The following is a 15,820-nucleotide window of genomic DNA, read 5'->3' on the forward strand; positions in this document are numbered from 1 at the left end:
CCTGTTGATTTGAAGCGAAACAGAGGCCCGCAGTGTCCCTGACGAAAAAGCACTTTTTCGGAAAGATTTCCGAGGGCCTTTACAGGCTGATAATGCCCTCCAGTCTCAAGAAGAGGATATTGATCCTCACCGCATTCTGCGTAGCCCTGTCCACGCTTGCGGTCGGCTCCCTTTCCTATGTTCGCATCAGATCCGAAACCCTGCATCTGGCAGAAACACATCTGGCCACGGAAGCCGAGTTGCTGTCCCAGAGATTCGGCTTCGACTACCATCTGATCGCCAACGACCTCAGGACGATCGCCGAAACGCCTCCGGTCCAGGGTCTGATCCGCAGCATCAAGAGCGACGGTAGAGATCCACTGGATGGCTCCGCCGAAGCTGACTTGCGCTCACGTCTCGCGATCAACTTTCAGGCGGTCCTGCAGGGCCGGCCGGAATACTTCCAGTTCCGTTTTATCGGCGTGGAGGATGCCGGACGCGAGCTCGTCCGCGTCGATCGCACGCTCTATGGAATGAAAGTGAAGGAAAGAGGAGAGCTTCAACAGAAGAAACTGGAGCCCTATTTCCGCTTCGCAATCGAAGCCCCGACCGGGGAAGTCGTCTTTTCCGATATCTCCTACAACCGCGAATACGGTCAGCAGGACCGCTCCTATACTGCGACATTGCGCGGAATGATGCCAATCGACGATGAGGACGGCAACCGTTTCGGTTTCCTCGTCATAAACGTCAACTACGAGGCAATGCTTCAATCCGCCTTTGCCGAAATCAACCCTGACCAACATACATTCGTCGTCAATGGGGGGGGAGATTTCATGGAGCACCGGCCCGGTATGGAACAAACCGTCTACCGGCTCGAATTGAACGGCAACATGACACGCCCTTTGCCGGATATCGTGAAGCAGGTCCTGGAAACCGGGGAAGATCGCGGGCTTCTCTCCACGGCAGATGACGTTGGATATTTCATCCGGGACACGAGCCACTTCTCCCAGGCTTCAGCAAATCTGGGTGTCGTGGTCGTCGTCCCGAACGAGGTCTGGTATGCCGCATCGACGCAAAACCGCAATGAGGTGCTGCTTGTCGGCTTTCTTGTAATTTTATGTAGCGTCCTTCTGGCGGTCGTTGTCGTCAGATCCATGATGCAGCCGCTGTCGGATCTTGCCGAGGCCGTCCGCCTCTCCGGTGACGAGGACAGCCTCGAGCATCTTCCCACCTGGCGCAACGATGAAATCGGCAAGCTGGCGTCCGCAATTCAGAAACGAAATTCAGACCTTGTCGAAAGCCGCACACGCGCCTCTGCGATCGTGAACAATGTCGTCGACGGTCTCGTTCTGATCGACGGTTTCGGTATGATCGAGCAGTTCAACCCCAGTTGCGAACGCATGTTCGGCTATTCCGCGTCCGAAGCCATTGGCTGCAACATCAAGATACTCATGAAACCGGAAGACGCCGGCGCTCATGATGGGTACCTTCAGCTCTACCGGGACGGACTGGGCGGCAAGTCGTTCGACACCACCCGCGAACTTGAAGCCGTCGACAAGTCCGGCCGGGTGTTTCCCATCGAACTTTCGATCAATGCTGTCAAACTCAACGGCGCGACGAAATTCAGCGGCGTGATCCGGGACATCGGCCAGCGCAAGGAAATAGACCGTATGCGCAAGGAATTCGTCTCCACCGTCAGCCACGAGTTGCGCACACCGCTCACATCCATCCGCGGATCGCTGACACTGATCGACATGTTGGCACCGGAAGACATGCCGCCCAAGGTGTTCCAGTTGATCGGCATGGCCCGGAAAAACACGGAACGGCTGATCCAGCTCGTCAACGAAATTCTCGACTTCGAAAAGCTGCGCGCCAACAAGACCAAATTCGAGTTGAGTGTCATGGATCTCAACGACGAAATCGAAAAGGCACTGGAACTCAACCAGGGCTACGCGGACGATGCCGGCATCCAGCTGGAAGCAGAGCGGGCAGCCACTGCAATTTCCGTCTCCGTGGAGGCCACGAAATTCCAGCAGATCATGAGCAACCTGATCTCGAACGCCGTGAAGTTCTCGCAGAAGGGTCAAAAGGTCACGATCCGCACCATGATTTCGAAACGCAACGGCAGGATCGAAGTCGTGGACAAGGGGGTGGGCATCGACGAGAATTTCAGGAAACACATCTTTCAGGCCTTTTCCCAGGCAGACGGCAGCGCGACCAGAAGCGAGGGCGGGACAGGTCTCGGGCTGAATATTTCCAAAAGCTTCGTCGAGGGCATGCACGGTCAGATCGGCTTTGAAAGCGAGCTGGGCACCGGGACCACTTTCTGGGTGGAATTCCCCTTGCAGGCCTCCACCGGAACCAGCGGTGGCAAGTCGCGGGATCCGGCGGACACACGGCTTCTTGGTCTGCACGTGGAGGATGACAATGACTTCTACACGATACTGGCCACAGGACTTGAACCTGATCTGGAACTGCTTCACGTCAAGACGGTCGCCGAGGCCAGAAAGCTGTTGAAGGAACATGTCTTCGACATCGTTATCCTCGACCGGCTGCTCGAGGATGGTGAAGGACTGGATGTCATCCCGTTCATCCCGGCTCCGGAAAGTACGAAAATCCTCGTGGTGACGGCGATCGACGAGAATGTTCAGCACATTCACGTTGATGCGACACTGGTCAAGGCCAAGACACGGCCGGGAGAATTCGCTGCCAGAGTCACCGAATTGGTGGACCAGATAAAACGGAACAAAGACCTCAAGTCCGGAGCAGCATGAGCCAATATCTTGTCGAACCAGTCGAAAGAACACTGCTCACAGAATGAAGGCACCTTATTTGCCCCCCAGACAGAAAACAGAAAAACGGGCCCTCTAAAGTAAATTATATAAACTTACCAGACACCTACATGTTTATGAAAATAATTTTAAATAACACCGTCAAATATACCGATATAAATGGATAAAAAAATCTTAACAAACAAATGGCATTGTCCTCAACGCAACGTAAAGAGAGATTGAATGACAGATGCCCTGAAAGTCAGGACAGCGCGACTCGTCGCCGCCTATGAACTGCGTCTCGACAAAGACAAGAGCGAACTCATCTCCAGCCTGGCGGCGGTTCGCGACGGCAATACGGCCGGGGGATTTGAAATCGTCCGCTACATAGCACACCGGCTCGTGGGCAGCGCGCGCCTGTTCGGATGTGAAGACCTCGACACTCCGGCCCGCACTGTCGAACAAATGGTCGATAGCGGCGTGGAGCCCAGTCTCATTATCCAGGCTGTCAATGAGCTCGTCGAACGGATCGACCGGACCTTGCTGATCGGACTGCAGCAACCGGACTGGTCGGATAGGCGCACGGATTGAATTCGCAGGTGAAAAGCAATGAAAGCTTGGGCAACGAGTGCCATTCGGATGACATGCTGACCGCGCCGGACAGAAAGGTCGTCGTTCTCGACTCCGACGAGAACCTCGAGCACATTACCCACATCCTGAAGGAATTCGGACTCGTTGCCGTTCCCTATACGGAAAGCTTTCCGCCGGAAACCGCCATTGTAGCCCTGATCAATCCGGAAAAGGACCCGCACCTCGAAATCTGCAAGTCACTCAGCACAGGATGCAAGGTCCTGCTCACAACCGGAGAGCGGGCCTTCGAGTTCAAGATCAAGGCCGTGCATATGGGCGCCAGCGGCCTGCTGAGCTTGCCGGTGAACGCCGTCGAGGTTCTGTCCAACCTGGAGGACACCCGCAAGTCCGAAATGCCCGATGCGCGTGTCCTGATCATCGACGACGATGAACTCACCGCGTCGGTCTATGCGCTGGCGCTGGAAGAATGCGGCTTGCGTGTCGCCGTTATCGACGATCCTCTGCGAGCGGAAGCAACGATCGAAGACTTCCGTCCGGATCTGGTGATCATGGACATCGACATGCCCCAGGCCAACGGCATCGATGTGGCACAGGCCATCCGGCTTGATCCGGCCCACACCTCGCTTCCCATCCTGTTCCTGTCTTCCATCTATCAGAAAGACATACAGGATCTGGCCCGCAAGATTGGCGGCGACGATTTCATCAAGAAACCCGTCGATGTGGGATATCTCGTCAAAATGGTGCGGATGCGCGCCGTAAGGGCTGTCGAGCTCCGACAGATCATCGTTCGCGACGGTTTGACCGGCCTCTTGAACCATGTGGCGTTCAAGGAGCGGCTGACCGGTGAACTGAACCGCAGCAAACGAACCATGTCGACCTTCACGGTTGCCCTGATTGATCTCGATCACTTCAAGACGGTCAATGACACCTACGGTCATCAGATCGGTGACACGGTCATCCAGTCGTTTGCGACCTTGCTGAAAAATTCCTTCCGCAACATCGATATCATCGCGCGCTACGGTGGAGAGGAATTCGCAATCATCCTTGTGGATGCGACGCCCGAGCAGTCCGAAAAGATCATCGACCGAATTCGCAGCGCGTTCGAGCGGATCGAATTCAATGCCTCGGGCAGGAAATTCAACGTGACGTTCAGTTGCGGCCTGGCCGGCTCGGAAGATAACACCTCGGAGGAAGGGCTTCTTACCGAGGCAGACATAGCGCTTTATCAGGCCAAGTCCTACGGGCGGAATTGCGTCAGAAAACAGTGTCGAGCCACTGGTGACGGGCTCACGACAACAGCGCCCTGATATCGCTCGCAAGGCTTGTCGGATCGAAAGGCTTGGAAATCACGCCGACCGCGCCGAGAGCCTCAAGTTTTGCAATGTCTTCCTGCATCGATTTGGCGGTGATGAAGATCACCGGAATCTCCGCCGTCTCACTGTCCTTCTTCAGAAAGCCGAAGGTGGTCGGCCCATCCATTTCCGGCATCATGAAATCCAGCAGGATCACGTCCGGCTTCCATGCGCGGGCGGTATTCAGCGCGTCCCGCCCCGACATGACACATCGAACCTCATAGGCGCCGTCGATATCGAGACACATCTCGACGATCGTTCCGATATCCTCGTCATCGTCGACATAAAGGGCTTTGAGCATCCCGTGGCTCCCTGCAGGCGTCTAGCGGATTTCCTTCGGATCGAAACTAGTCTCTTGGCCCACGGGTTGCCAGCGCCTCGGACCCTTTAGCTCACTTATACACCCCGGTCTGCGCCTATCGACGACGCAAGCCGGTTCCGGTGTGAGCGAACAGACCGGCTATTCGGCCGCCGGCTTGAGGCGGGCAACCAGGTGATGGAACTTTTCCCCCTGAACGGAAACATGCTGGCGGATCGCCTCGGCCGCTCTTTCGCCGTCAGCGGCATCGATCGCCGCGACAATGGTCTCGTGCTCCGCCATCGACTGGGCCATGCGTCCGCGCACGCGCAGCTGCCCTCTGCGGAATGGTTGCAGACGGCGCTGCAGGCGCAGGCATTCCTGCTCCAGGAAGGTATTGCCGGACTGCCTGTAGAGGATCGCATGAAAGCGCTCGTTTTCACGATAGTAGGTGAAGATGTCCTGCACTTCGACAACCGCCTTGCAACGCCGGTTGGCGTCAAGGAGATCCTTGAACCCCTCGTCGGAAATGCGTGATGCGGCAAGCCTGGCACACACCGCTTCCAGCTCGGCCATGACCTCGAACATTTCAAGCAGTTCGACGGGTCCAGGCTGACGGACGAACACTCCCCTGCGCGGGATCTGCACGACCAGACCGGATTGCGCAAGCCGTTGCAATGCCTCGCGAACCGGCGTTCTGGAGACAGAAAATCGGTTGGCCAGCTGGACCTCGTCCAGTCTCTCACCATCGGTGAAAGTACCGTCGAAAATCAGTCCTTCCAGATCATCCGCGATGCAATCGGCACGTCTTCGTTCCATGCTTCTGCATTTAGCATAAGCCAATTTGGCGCGCAATATTGCTAATCTTGTATACAAAATCGCTTGACAAAAAAACATGGCTTGAGGGTATGATCATGGTCCGGTCCCAGAACCGGAACTTCCAGGGAGGAATGAAATGAACTTCAAGCTTTCAGCGTCCGTTGCCGCCATGGCGTTTTTTGCCGGCGCGCTTACGGCAAACGCCACTGAACTGCGCCTGTCGCATCAATGGTCGAACGGCGATGTCCGCCACAAGGTTGCGCAGATGGTCGCCGACGAAGTCGCCGCTGCGGACGTCGACCTCGACATCAAGATTTTCCCTTCGCAGTCGCTTCTCAAGGCGCGCGAACAGTACAAGCCCCTCACCCGTGGCCTGCTCGACATGGCTGTCCTGCCGCTGAGCTATGCGGGTGGGCAGCAGCCCGCTTACAATCTCACCCTCATGCCCGGCCTGGTGAAGAACCACGATCACGCTGCACGGCTGAACGAAAGCCCCTTCATGGATGCCATCGAAGGCATCATGGCTGATGACGACGTGATGGTGCTGGTGCACGGCTATCTTGCGGGCGGATTTGCCGGCAAGGACAAATGCATCACCAAGCCCGACGACATGCCGGGACTTCAGACACGTGCGGCCGGCAAGGCCTTCGAGCAGATGCTCGCCGGCGCGGGAGCATCCATCGCCTCCATGTCCTCGTCCGAAATCTACAACGCCATGCAGTCCGGCGTGCTGGATGCGGCGAACACTTCCTCGTCCTCTTTCGTGAGCTACCGGATTTACGAGCAGGTTTCCTGCTATACGCCGGCCGGAGAATACGCCCTCTGGTTCATGTACCAGCCGCTCATCATGAACAAATCCACCTTCGAGGGCCTGACCGAGGAGCAGCAGCAGGCGCTGCTGGCCGCTTCCGAGAAGGCACAGGCGTTCTATCTTGACGAAGCCAAGAAGGAAGATGCCGCGTCCGCAGAGGTTTTCCGCGAAAATGGCGTCGAGATCGCAGCCATGACGGAAGAGGACTTCGAAGCCTGGAGGGCATTGGCGAAGGAAACGTCCTACAAGGCCTTTGTGGAGGAAACTCCCAATGGACAGGAACTTCTTGACCTGGCCCTGTCGGTCAACTGACGCCTCCGGGCCTGATCTCAACCGGGGCGGCACCCAGCCGCCCCGCAAGATGCCTTCTACCCGATCTCATTCGAAGGAGTGACCCATGGCGGGCCACAGTACGGCTACGGTTGCGTATGTCGGCAACAATCCCTTTCTGCGCGGCGTTGCCGCAATCTCGACTGTCGCGGGCTGGTGTTCCGCGGCCATGATCGTCATTGCTGTCGCCATCACGTGCCAGATGATCTTCATGCGCTTCGTGCTCAACGCCTCGACCGTCTGGCAGACCGAGGCGGTCATCTATCTCGTTATCGCCGCCACGCTTGTCGGCCTTCCCTATGTCCAGCGTCTGCGCGGGCATGTGAACGTCGACCTGTTTCCCTTGTCGCTTGGTCGGCGGGCGCGATACTGGCTTGCCTGCCTGACCCTTTCCACCTCGTCCCTGCTCATCGGCGTGATGCTCTACTACGGCATTGAGTACTGGCACTTCGCCTGGGCACGTGGCTGGACTTCGGACACGGTCTGGGGTGTCAGGCTGTGGATTCCCTATCTCTCGATCCCCGTCGGCTTCGGCCTGCTTCTTCTGCAGCTGGTCGCGGATCTCTTTGCGGTCCTGACCGGACTGGAAAAACCCTTCGGACTGGAGGACGCCTGATGGATCCGCTGCTTCTCGGCCTGCTGGTCGCCGTAATCACAATTATCGTTCTGTTCTCCGGAGTTTCGGTCGCCATCGGCCTTCTGATCGTCTCCGCCGGTTTCCTGCTCTTCTTCGACGGCTCGCGCTCTCTTGAGCTGATGCCGGAAATCTTCTTCGGAAAACTCGACAATTTCGCGCTTCTGTCGATCCCGATGTTCATCATCATGGGGGCCTCGATCGCCTCAACCCGGGCCGGTGCCGACCTTTACGAAGCCCTCGAGCGCTGGATGACGCGCATTCCCGGCGGGCTGGTGATCTCCAATCTCGGCGCCTGCGCCCTGTTCGCCGCCATGTCCGGCTCTTCGCCGGCAACCTGCGCGGCAATCGGCAAGATGGGCATTCCGGAAATGCGCAAGCGCGGCTATCCCGACGGCGTCGCCGCCGGCTCCATCGCTGCCGGTGGCACGCTGGGCATCCTGATCCCGCCATCCGTCACCATGATCGTCTATGGCATCGCCACGGAAACATCGATCGGCCGCCTGTTCCTTGCCGGTGTTGTTCCGGGCATGTTGCTCATGGGTCTGTTCATGGCCTGGTCGCTCTATTCCACCTGGCGCAGCGGCAAGGCCAGCGTCCTGAGCGCCGGCAACTATTCCTGGGCCGAAAAGTTCGAGATCCTGCCCCGTGTCCTGCCTTTTCTCGCCATCATCCTCGGCGTTCTCTACGCCATGTACGGCGGCGTCGCGACCCCTTCGGAAACCGCCGCCGTGGGTGCGCTTCTGTGCCTCGTGATTGCGATGATCATCTACAAGCTCTGGAGTCCGGCCGCGCTCTGGGTAGTCCTGCGCGACAGCACCAGGGAAAGCGTGATGATCCTGTTCATCGTCGCCGCCGCGGGCGTGTTCTCCTACATGCTGTCCTCGCTGTTCATCACCCAGGCCATTGCCGAATGGATCGGAACCCTTGAGGTCAATCGCTGGATCCTGATGGCGGCAATCAACGGCTTCCTTTTGATCGCCGGCTTTTTCCTGCCGCCGGTCGCCGTCATCCTGATGGCGGCACCGATCCTCCTGCCGATCATTGTCGCGGCGAATTTCGATCCCGTCTGGTTCGCCGTCATCCTCACCATCAACATGGAAATCGGCCTGATTTCCCCGCCCGTTGGCCTGAATCTCTATGTTATCAACGGCATCGCACCCGATATCTCGTTGAAAACCATCCTCACAGGATCTCTTCCCTTCGTGGCCTGCATGGTTTTCGCGATCTTCCTGCTGTGCCTGTTCCCGGAACTGGCCACCTGGTTGCCCGACACCGTGATGGGAGTACCCAAATGACCTTTCTGGCGGACATCCTCTCTACCGTCTTCGAGAGAAGATATCGTTTCAGAATGTCCGACAAGACGGACGACAGGCCGCTTGAAGCGCTTGTCGCCGATCTGATCGGCGCGACCGGCGAGGTCTCCGGCGTCACCATGGCCCGGCAGATCCTGAGCCGTTACGCCACCCTGGATGACGCGGAGAAGCAGGCCTTCTTCCATCATCTGGCCGAAGATCTGACCATCTCGGTGCCCGCGGTTCGGGCCGCGCTGGAAACCTATGAAATGGGTCAGTCCAAGGCCAGCTACCGGGCCTTCATGGAAGCTGCCGAGCCGCCGCGGCAGGAACTGATCCGCCGGCTCAACCAGGTCCCCGACGCAACCCGCTCCCTGGTCAGAATGCGCGAGGACCTTCTGCGGCTGGGCCGGGACGACGATGCCCTGCAGGCGCTCGATCTCGATTTCCGCCACCTGTTCGGAAGCTGGTTCAACCGCGGCTTTCTGGTTCTGCGGCCCGTGAGCTGGGAGAGCCCCGCGCAATTTCTGGAAAAGATCATCGCCTATGAAGCCGTCCACGCCATCGACAGCTGGGACGACCTCCGGCGCCGGCTGGAACCGGCGGACCGGCGCTGTTTCGCCTTTCTCCACCCGGCCATGCCCGACGAGCCCTTGATCTTCGTCGAGGTGGCCCTGACGAAGGGCCTGCCGGGCTCGATCCAGGACCTGCTAGCCGAAAACCGCGAGGTCATCGATGCCGATCGCGCGGACACGGCGGTTTTCTATTCGATTTCAAACTGCCAGGAAGGGCTCGCCGGAATTTCCTTCGGCAACTCGCTCATCAAGCAGGTCGTCACCGATCTTTCCATCGAACTGCCGGGTCTGAAGACCTTCGTCACCCTGTCTCCGATCCCGGGACTGGTGCGCAAGCTCAAGGCCGACGGCAGGCAATACGATCCGACCGACGACGAGAAGATGCGGAGCCTGGCCGCGAACTATCTCATGACCGCCAAGCGCGAGGACGGGCTGCCCCTCGATCCCGTCGCCCGCTTCCATCTCGGCAATGGCGCCATGATTCATCAGGTCCATGCCGGGGCGGACATTTCGGAAAAGGGCATGCAGCAGTCCGCCGGCGTCATGGTCAACTACCTTTACGATCTGGCGAAAGTCACGCAAAACCACGAGCGCTTCGCCTCCAGCCATACCATCGCCGCATCGTCGGAAATCCGGTCGTTGAGCGCGGCCGCCGAAGAAGCTCTCGCTTAGGATCCCATACCATGACCAACCCACTCTATGACCGGTTGTTCGGCAAACATGCCGGCAAGGATACCCCGTTCCTCTACCTGCCGGACGGCACTGTCCTCAGCCATGCGGCGTTCCTGGAAAAAGCCGCCGGGATTGCCCATGTCCTGACGCGAAACGGATTGCAACCGGGAGACCGCCTCGCCGCACAGGTCGAGAAATCGCCGATGGCTTTGGCGCTCTACGCCGCCTGTGTTCAGGCCGGCATCGTCTTCCTGCCGCTGAATACTGCCTACACCGTCGATGAGTTGAGCTATTTCATCGAAAACAGCGGTGCCCGGACAGTCGTCTGCGCCGACGCAAGCAAGGAACGGCTGGCGCCGGTCGCCGCGGAGATGAAAGCCCGGATCGAAACCCTGAACGCCGACGGCTCCGGCTCGTTGACCGATCTTGCCGCCACCATGCCCGCGACCTATCCGACCGCCGAGCGGACCCAGGACGATCTCGCCGCCTTTCTGTACACCTCCGGCACCACCGGCCGCTCCAAGGGGGCCATGCTGACGCAGAAGAACCTCCTGTCCAACGCCGAAACGCTGGCCGGATACTGGCGGTTTTCTTCCGGCGACGTCCTGCTGCATGCACTGCCGATCTTCCACACGCACGGCCTCTTCGTCGCGACGAACATTACCCTGATCGCCGGCTCCTCCATGATTTTCCTCCCGAAATTCGACCTCGACGCGATGATCGAATGGCTGCCGAAAGCAACCGTGATGATGGGCGTGCCGACCTTCTACACCCGCCTGCTTCAGGACCCGCGTTTCACCCGCGAGCTGACCGGCCACATGCGCCTCTTCATTTCCGGAAGCGCCCCCTTGCTTGCCGACACCCATCAGGAGTTCGAAAAGCGCACCGGCCACCGGATCCTGGAACGCTACGGGATGACCGAAACCAACATGAACACCTCCAACCCCTATGACGGCGAGCGCCGGGCCGGCACGGTCGGCTTTCCGCTGCCCGGTGTGGAGCTGAAGATCACCGATCCGGAAACCGGCGAGACCCTGCCTCAGGGAACAGTCGGCCAGATCGAGGTGCGCGGCGACAACGTCTTCAAGGGCTATTGGCAGATGCCCGAGAAGACGGCGGCGGAACTGCGTGAGGATGGTTTCTTCATCACCGGCGACCTTGGCCTGATCGACGTGGACGGATATGTCCATATCGTCGGACGCAACAAGGACCTGATCATCTCCGGCGGCTACAACATCTATCCCAAGGAGATCGAACTGGTCCTCGACGACCAGCCCGGAGTGCTGGAAAGCGCCGTCATCGGCGTTCCCCATGCCGACTTCGGAGAAACGGTCCTCGGCCTCATCGTGCCCGCACCCGGCCAGACACCGGACCTGGACGCCATAATGACAGCCGCCGGTTCGTCGCTGGCCCGTTTCAAGCACCCGCGCAAACTCATCCTCGTCGACGCTCTGCCGCGCAACACGATGGGCAAGGTTCAAAAGAACATTCTCCGGGACAAGTATCGGGACGTTTTCGCGACCGGCTAGAACTCGCCGGCCGTCGAAGAACCGGAAAACTGGTCCGCACGGCTGGCAGGATCGTCCTCAGTCGCCAGGGGCCGCCATTTTCGGGCAATCACCGCAGTGCCCATCCCCGTGCGGCCCGCCCCTTTGGCATGTCCCGCAGGCAACGGTCCCAGGACCGCTGCGGGACGGAAGTTCGCTTCCGCTCCCCTGATTGACCCCGACATTTCAGAAAACTGGGCATCCCCGGCCCGAACAGGTTCTCCGGAATCCGATTTGACGTTACCGTGACGATGAACTTGAATGAGACAGACCTGCTTCGGGAGGAGCCCGGGCAGGACATGCGGAAGTCGGAATATCGCTGATCCGTTTAGGCACTCGGTCGATGGTTGATCGACCGGATCTGCAACAGGCAGCCGGACTTCCTGACTCACGAAGACAGTCGCATTTCATGCGTGCCCCTCTGACTGCAAAGGGCCTGACGTTGAAGTTTGTGATTTCATTTTTACTCCTCGCAGGTCTGAGCCTCGACCTGTGCAACACGGCACGGGCCGTCGAAGTGGGCAGGTTTTCCCCGCTGAAGCTCGACGGTCTTCTGGTGAAATGGGGATCGGGGCAGCTCGGAACACCCGCGCATGTCACCTACGCCTTCGCCAACGGCCCCCTTGCCCGGAAAAACAGCCGCAACTGCCGCTCCATGGACAGTCTGGACCGACTTGCCCGGCTTTCCGGACTGTCTCCGGCCGCCATCCGCAAGGAGGCGGCTGCGGCCTTCCGGCTGTGGGAAGACGCCAGCGGTGTGTCCTTCAAGGAAGCCGCAAGCGTCGGCGAGGCGGATATCGTTGTCGGTGCGCAATCCCTGCCGCGCGGCTATGCCTTCACCAGCGTGCAATACGCAAAGCCCCTCCCGCGACGTCCCGACAGGACCCTGGGAGCGGACCGGGGCCTGAACCGGCCCGGCCTGGAAACAGCCAGGAAAAAGGGCCATGCAGGCGCGCCCGACATCGCCGAGATCACCCGCTCGGCCGTTTGCCTCAACCCGGCGCACAAGTGGAAGATAGGTTTCGACGGCGATCTGAAATCCTATGATCTCAGATATACATTTGCCCACGAGATAGGCCATGCCATCGGCCTTGACCACTACCTGCGCGGACGCTCCATCATGCACTTCAAGTACCGCGAGACCTTCCGCGCGCTCCAGCCGGGCGACATCGCCGGCGCCCGGTGGCTATATGGCCCGGACGGAAGCTGAACCGTTCCTCACCGGACCGCTATTCACGCGTAGATCGCTTCGTGATGCGCCACGGCGACCTGCTGGGCGACCCTGGCCGCGCGGATGATCAGTTCGTTGCGCGGCTCGCCGATATAGGTCGCCGTGAACCGCAGCGGCGTCGGCAGCCAGCCCGGATCGAAAGTGGCAATCCGTTCCTCCTCCACCAGCCGGCGTCCGAGTTCCTGCGGCAGGATGCCGACACCGATCCCCGACGCCACCATTTCAAAGCCTGTCGAAAGGGAATTCGTTGGAAAGATCTGCGCCGTGATGCCGTGGCGATCCTGAAGCTGCTGCATCAGCTCGCGGTAGGGACGCGAATTCCGGTTGTAGGTGATGACCGGAGTAACGCCGAGATCCGGCTCCGGCAGATCCACGGGCCGGTACCAGGCGAGCTCGAAGGGAGGCAGGTCCAGATTGTCGACGCTGTATTCCGAAATGGGTCCCATCAGGATCGTCAGATCCAGCGACCGGTCCAGCAGCATCTCCCTGAGGTTGAGGGAAATATCGACCGAGACTTCGATCTTGAGCCGGGGGAAGTTGCGATGCAGTTGACGCAGGAAATCCGGCAGCCAGGTCTGTGCAACCGTCTCCGCAACGCCCAGCCTCAGTAGCGAGCTGACGCTGTCTTCCGACATCACGTCCCCCTTGATCCGCTCCAGGATCGCCATCACCTGTTCCGCATGCTGGCGAAGAAGCACCCCCTTGCGGGTCAGCACCACGCCGGTGGACACCCTGCTGAAGAGTTCCGTACCCAGGTAAGTTTCCAGGCTGGAAATGCGCGCGGAAACAGCCGGTTGAGAGATATTCATCTGCTCGGCCGCGCGCCTGACGCCCCCCATGCGGGCGACCGCCAGAAACGTCCTGAGCTGTTCAAGGGTCATGAAAAAACACCTCTTTCAGGTGATCAGGATATCTGATCACTTTGGACAGAAATTCACGATTTGACTTGATAATAGATCCGCCGCAGCATTTTGCCACCGACTTTCGAGGTGAAAATGACAACTGCGCTTGCCGAATTTTCCCAATTGGCCGACATGGCCCCGTCCGACGCACGCCGGGCGATCCGGCTCGGCCGTTACAGCGGCCACACCGCGGGCCTTGCCAGAGGCAGGCTCCAGTGCAATCTGGCGATCGTGCCGGGCGATTATGCCGCCGACTTTCAGGCCTTCTGCCGCAACAATCCCAAGCCCTGCCCCCTGGCCGGCATCTCGGCTCCGGGAGACCCGGCAATTGCCCGGCTCGGAGACGATGTGGACATCCGTACCGACGCGGCCCGCTACAACGTCTACCGGTTCGGCAAGCTGGAAGAACAGGTCACCGATCTTTCCGCCCTGTGGCAGGACGATCTGGTCGCCTTCGCCATCGGCTGTTCCTTCACCTTCGAGAACGCGCTGCTGCGGGCCGGCTTTGCCATGCGTCACATTGATGCCAATGTGACCGTTCCCATGTACCGCACGACGCTGGAAACGGTACCCGCCGGACCTTTCGGCGGCGGCATGGTGGTCTCCATGCGGCCGGTCGCCGAGGATCGGCTTGAAGAGGTCAGGGCGATCTGCCGGACCTTCCCGCTTGCCCATGGCGCACCGGTTCATGCGGGTGACCCGCGCGCCATCGGCATCACCGACCTGAACGCCCCCGACTGGGGCGAGCCGGTCGAGATTCGCAAGGGCGAAGTCCCGGTGTTCTGGGCCTGCGGCGTCACCCCGCAGGTTGCTATAATGGCGGCGAAACTCCCCCTTTCGATCACCCATGCACCCGGCGCCATGCTCATCGCCGATGTCGATGAACGGACCGCCCCGATCTACCCATACGTCGATAACTGACCGACATAAAAAGCAAAAGAGGATGGAACTGCATATGAAGACCCTGTTGAAATTGTCCGCGATCTCCATGATCGCGCTATCTGCCGGCACGGCCGCCCAGGCCGAGGAACTTGCCGTGGTCGGCAGCTGGAGCGGCCTGCCCCTGCACAAGCAGTATGAAGCCCCCTTCTGGAACGAAAAACTTCCCGAACTCTCCGGCGGCGACCTGACCGCGGCGCTCACCACCCACGATCAGATGGGCATTGGCGGCGGTGACGTCTTCCGCCTGCTGTCGCAGGGCGTCTTCGATGTCGGCATGACCGTCGCCGATTACGCGGTTTCCGACAGCGCCGCGCTCGAGGCCCTCGATGTTCCGCTGATCGCCCCCGACGCCGCCACCGCGAAAAAGGCCGTCGATGCGGCGCGGCCGATGGTCGACGACATCTACAAGGACGTCTTCAACGCCAAGGTTCTGGGCATTGCCCCCTATCCGCCGCAGGTGGTTTTCTGCAACGCCGAAATCTCCTCGCTGGATGACCTGAAAGGCAAGAAGGTCCGTGCGTCCGGGCGCATGACCGCCAAGTTTCTCGAAGCCCTCGGCGCCGAAGGCGTGAATGTCGGCTTCGGCGAGGTGCCCGGCGCCCTGCAGCGTGGCGTCGTCGATTGCGCGATCACCGGAGCCGGTTCGGGCTACAATGCCGGCTGGTGGGAAGTCTCCACCCATCTGATGCCAATTCCGCTCGGCGGCTGGGATCCGGTCGTCACCGCGATCAACCTGGACAAGTGGAATACGCTGTCCGACAGTCAGAAGGCCGTTCTTGAAAACGGCGTGAAGGAATATCTCGAGGCCCCGGCCTGGGAGAGCGCCCAGAACGCCCTGGACAACGACATCATCTGTTTGACCGGCAGCGGCGAATGCCCCTACGGTGAAGCCAGGGATCTGGTGCTTGTCGAGGCAAGCGATGCCGACCTGGCCAAGGCCAGGGAAGTCCTGATCACCGAGGTTCTGCCGGAATGGGCCGAACGCGCCGGTGGAGACTGGGCAAAGCGCTGGAGCGATACTGTCGGTGAAGTCACCGGCGTCAAACTCGAAGCAAACTGAGGCGCAACTCC

Annotated in this window: 14 protein-coding genes; 11 read left to right on the plus strand and 3 right to left on the minus strand. The window is 59.7% G+C overall.

What is annotated here, in order from left to right:
- Nucleotides 1-119: 119 nt before the first annotated feature.
- The 3 genes from DCO57_RS22805 to DCO57_RS22815 all read left to right on the plus strand — a co-directional run bounded on the left by DCO57_RS22805 (nucleotide 120) and on the right by DCO57_RS22815 (nucleotide 4,648).
- Nucleotides 120-2,753 carry an ATP-binding protein gene (locus DCO57_RS22805; RefSeq protein WP_165814827.1) on the plus strand — a complete coding sequence of 878 codons (2,634 nt, stop codon included), beginning with the start codon at nucleotides 120-122 and terminating at the stop codon, nucleotides 2,751-2,753.
- A gap of 240 nt (nucleotides 2,754-2,993) precedes the next feature.
- On the plus strand, nucleotides 2,994-3,341 hold the full coding sequence (locus tag DCO57_RS22810; protein WP_116701219.1) for an Hpt domain-containing protein: 348 nt from the start codon (nucleotides 2,994-2,996) through the stop codon (nucleotides 3,339-3,341).
- A gap of 8 nt (nucleotides 3,342-3,349) precedes the next feature.
- On the plus strand, nucleotides 3,350-4,648 hold the full coding sequence (locus DCO57_RS22815) for a diguanylate cyclase (protein WP_133192750.1): 1,299 nt from the start codon (nucleotides 3,350-3,352) through the stop codon (nucleotides 4,646-4,648).
- On the opposite strand, the gene DCO57_RS22820 is transcribed toward DCO57_RS22815, so the two are convergent.
- Both DCO57_RS22820 and DCO57_RS22825 read right to left on the minus strand, forming a co-directional pair.
- Entirely contained in the window at nucleotides 4,629-4,994 is a 366-nt protein-coding gene (locus DCO57_RS22820; protein WP_116701221.1) for a response regulator, read from the minus strand. The genes DCO57_RS22815 and DCO57_RS22820 overlap by 20 nt on opposite strands.
- Before the next feature lie 159 nt (nucleotides 4,995-5,153).
- Entirely contained in the window at nucleotides 5,154-5,810 is a 657-nt protein-coding gene (locus tag DCO57_RS22825; protein WP_116701222.1) for a GntR family transcriptional regulator, read from the minus strand.
- A gap of 136 nt (nucleotides 5,811-5,946) precedes the next feature.
- On the opposite strand from DCO57_RS22825, the gene dctP reads away from it, so the two are divergent.
- The 6 genes from dctP to DCO57_RS22860 all read left to right on the plus strand — a co-directional run bounded on the left by dctP (nucleotide 5,947) and on the right by DCO57_RS22860 (nucleotide 12,884).
- Nucleotides 5,947-6,933, plus strand: a complete 987-nt coding sequence (gene dctP, locus DCO57_RS22830; RefSeq protein WP_116701223.1) for a TRAP transporter substrate-binding protein DctP — start codon at nucleotides 5,947-5,949, stop codon at nucleotides 6,931-6,933.
- Nucleotides 6,934-7,018: 85 nt separating this feature from the next.
- A complete protein-coding gene (locus tag DCO57_RS22835; protein ID WP_116701224.1) occupies nucleotides 7,019-7,567 on the plus strand; it encodes a TRAP transporter small permease in 549 nt (182 codons plus the stop codon).
- On the plus strand, nucleotides 7,567-8,883 hold the full coding sequence (locus tag DCO57_RS22840) for a TRAP transporter large permease (RefSeq protein ID WP_116701225.1): 1,317 nt from the start codon (nucleotides 7,567-7,569) through the stop codon (nucleotides 8,881-8,883). The genes DCO57_RS22835 and DCO57_RS22840 overlap by 1 nt, the downstream gene beginning before the upstream one ends.
- The gene (locus DCO57_RS22845) at nucleotides 8,880-10,127 is read left to right on the plus strand and encodes a malonyl-CoA decarboxylase (RefSeq protein ID WP_116701226.1); all 1,248 of its coding nucleotides are present in this window, start codon (nucleotides 8,880-8,882) and stop codon (nucleotides 10,125-10,127) included. Before DCO57_RS22840 ends, DCO57_RS22845 begins: the two co-directional genes overlap by 4 nt.
- An 11-nt stretch (nucleotides 10,128-10,138) precedes the next feature.
- Nucleotides 10,139-11,656 carry a malonyl-CoA synthase gene (locus tag DCO57_RS22850; protein WP_116701227.1) on the plus strand — a complete coding sequence of 506 codons (1,518 nt, stop codon included), beginning with the start codon at nucleotides 10,139-10,141 and terminating at the stop codon, nucleotides 11,654-11,656.
- Nucleotides 11,657-12,125: 469 nt separating this feature from the next.
- Complete coding sequence (locus tag DCO57_RS22860; protein ID WP_165814828.1) at nucleotides 12,126-12,884, plus strand: matrixin family metalloprotease; 759 nt, start codon at nucleotides 12,126-12,128, stop codon at nucleotides 12,882-12,884.
- A 23-nt stretch (nucleotides 12,885-12,907) separates the two neighbouring features.
- Here the strand turns inward: DCO57_RS22860 and DCO57_RS22865 are convergent, their stop codons facing one another.
- Nucleotides 12,908-13,786, minus strand: a complete 879-nt coding sequence (locus DCO57_RS22865) for a LysR family transcriptional regulator (RefSeq protein ID WP_116701230.1) — start codon at nucleotides 13,784-13,786, stop codon at nucleotides 12,908-12,910.
- Nucleotides 13,787-13,900: 114 nt separating this feature from the next.
- Between DCO57_RS22865 and DCO57_RS22870 the strand changes: the two genes are divergently transcribed.
- Both DCO57_RS22870 and DCO57_RS22875 read left to right on the plus strand, forming a co-directional pair.
- Entirely contained in the window at nucleotides 13,901-14,728 is an 828-nt protein-coding gene (locus tag DCO57_RS22870) for a putative hydro-lyase (protein WP_116701231.1), read from the plus strand.
- 22 nt (nucleotides 14,729-14,750) lie between these two features.
- On the plus strand, nucleotides 14,751-15,809 hold the full coding sequence (locus tag DCO57_RS22875; protein ID WP_244288004.1) for a TRAP transporter substrate-binding protein: 1,059 nt from the start codon (nucleotides 14,751-14,753) through the stop codon (nucleotides 15,807-15,809).
- Nucleotides 15,810-15,820 lie beyond the last annotated feature (11 nt).

It is taken from the genome of Labrenzia sp. 011 (assembly GCF_003075075.1).
In the GTDB taxonomy this organism is placed as follows: Bacteria; Pseudomonadota; Alphaproteobacteria; order Rhizobiales; family Stappiaceae; genus Roseibium.

Excerpts from the sequence above, each read along its gene's own strand:
- DCO57_RS22810 (WP_116701219.1), top strand. The coding sequence starts at position 2,994 with ATGACAGATGCCCTGAAAGTCAGGACAGCGCGACTCGTCGCCGCCTAT.
- DCO57_RS22820 (WP_116701221.1), bottom strand. The coding sequence starts at position 4,994 with ATGCTCAAAGCCCTTTATGTCGACGATGACGAGGATATCGGAACGATC.
- DCO57_RS22825 (WP_116701222.1), bottom strand. The coding sequence starts at position 5,810 with ATGGAACGAAGACGTGCCGATTGCATCGCGGATGATCTGGAAGGACTG.
- dctP (WP_116701223.1), top strand. The coding sequence starts at position 5,947 with ATGAACTTCAAGCTTTCAGCGTCCGTTGCCGCCATGGCGTTTTTTGCC.
- DCO57_RS22835 (WP_116701224.1), top strand. The coding sequence starts at position 7,019 with ATGGCGGGCCACAGTACGGCTACGGTTGCGTATGTCGGCAACAATCCC.
- DCO57_RS22840 (WP_116701225.1), top strand. The coding sequence starts at position 7,567 with ATGGATCCGCTGCTTCTCGGCCTGCTGGTCGCCGTAATCACAATTATC.
- DCO57_RS22845 (WP_116701226.1), top strand. The coding sequence starts at position 8,880 with ATGACCTTTCTGGCGGACATCCTCTCTACCGTCTTCGAGAGAAGATAT.
- DCO57_RS22850 (WP_116701227.1), top strand. The coding sequence starts at position 10,139 with ATGACCAACCCACTCTATGACCGGTTGTTCGGCAAACATGCCGGCAAG.
- DCO57_RS22865 (WP_116701230.1), bottom strand. The coding sequence starts at position 13,786 with ATGACCCTTGAACAGCTCAGGACGTTTCTGGCGGTCGCCCGCATGGGG.
- DCO57_RS22870 (WP_116701231.1), top strand. The coding sequence starts at position 13,901 with ATGACAACTGCGCTTGCCGAATTTTCCCAATTGGCCGACATGGCCCCG.
- DCO57_RS22875 (WP_244288004.1), top strand. The coding sequence starts at position 14,751 with ATGGAACTGCATATGAAGACCCTGTTGAAATTGTCCGCGATCTCCATG.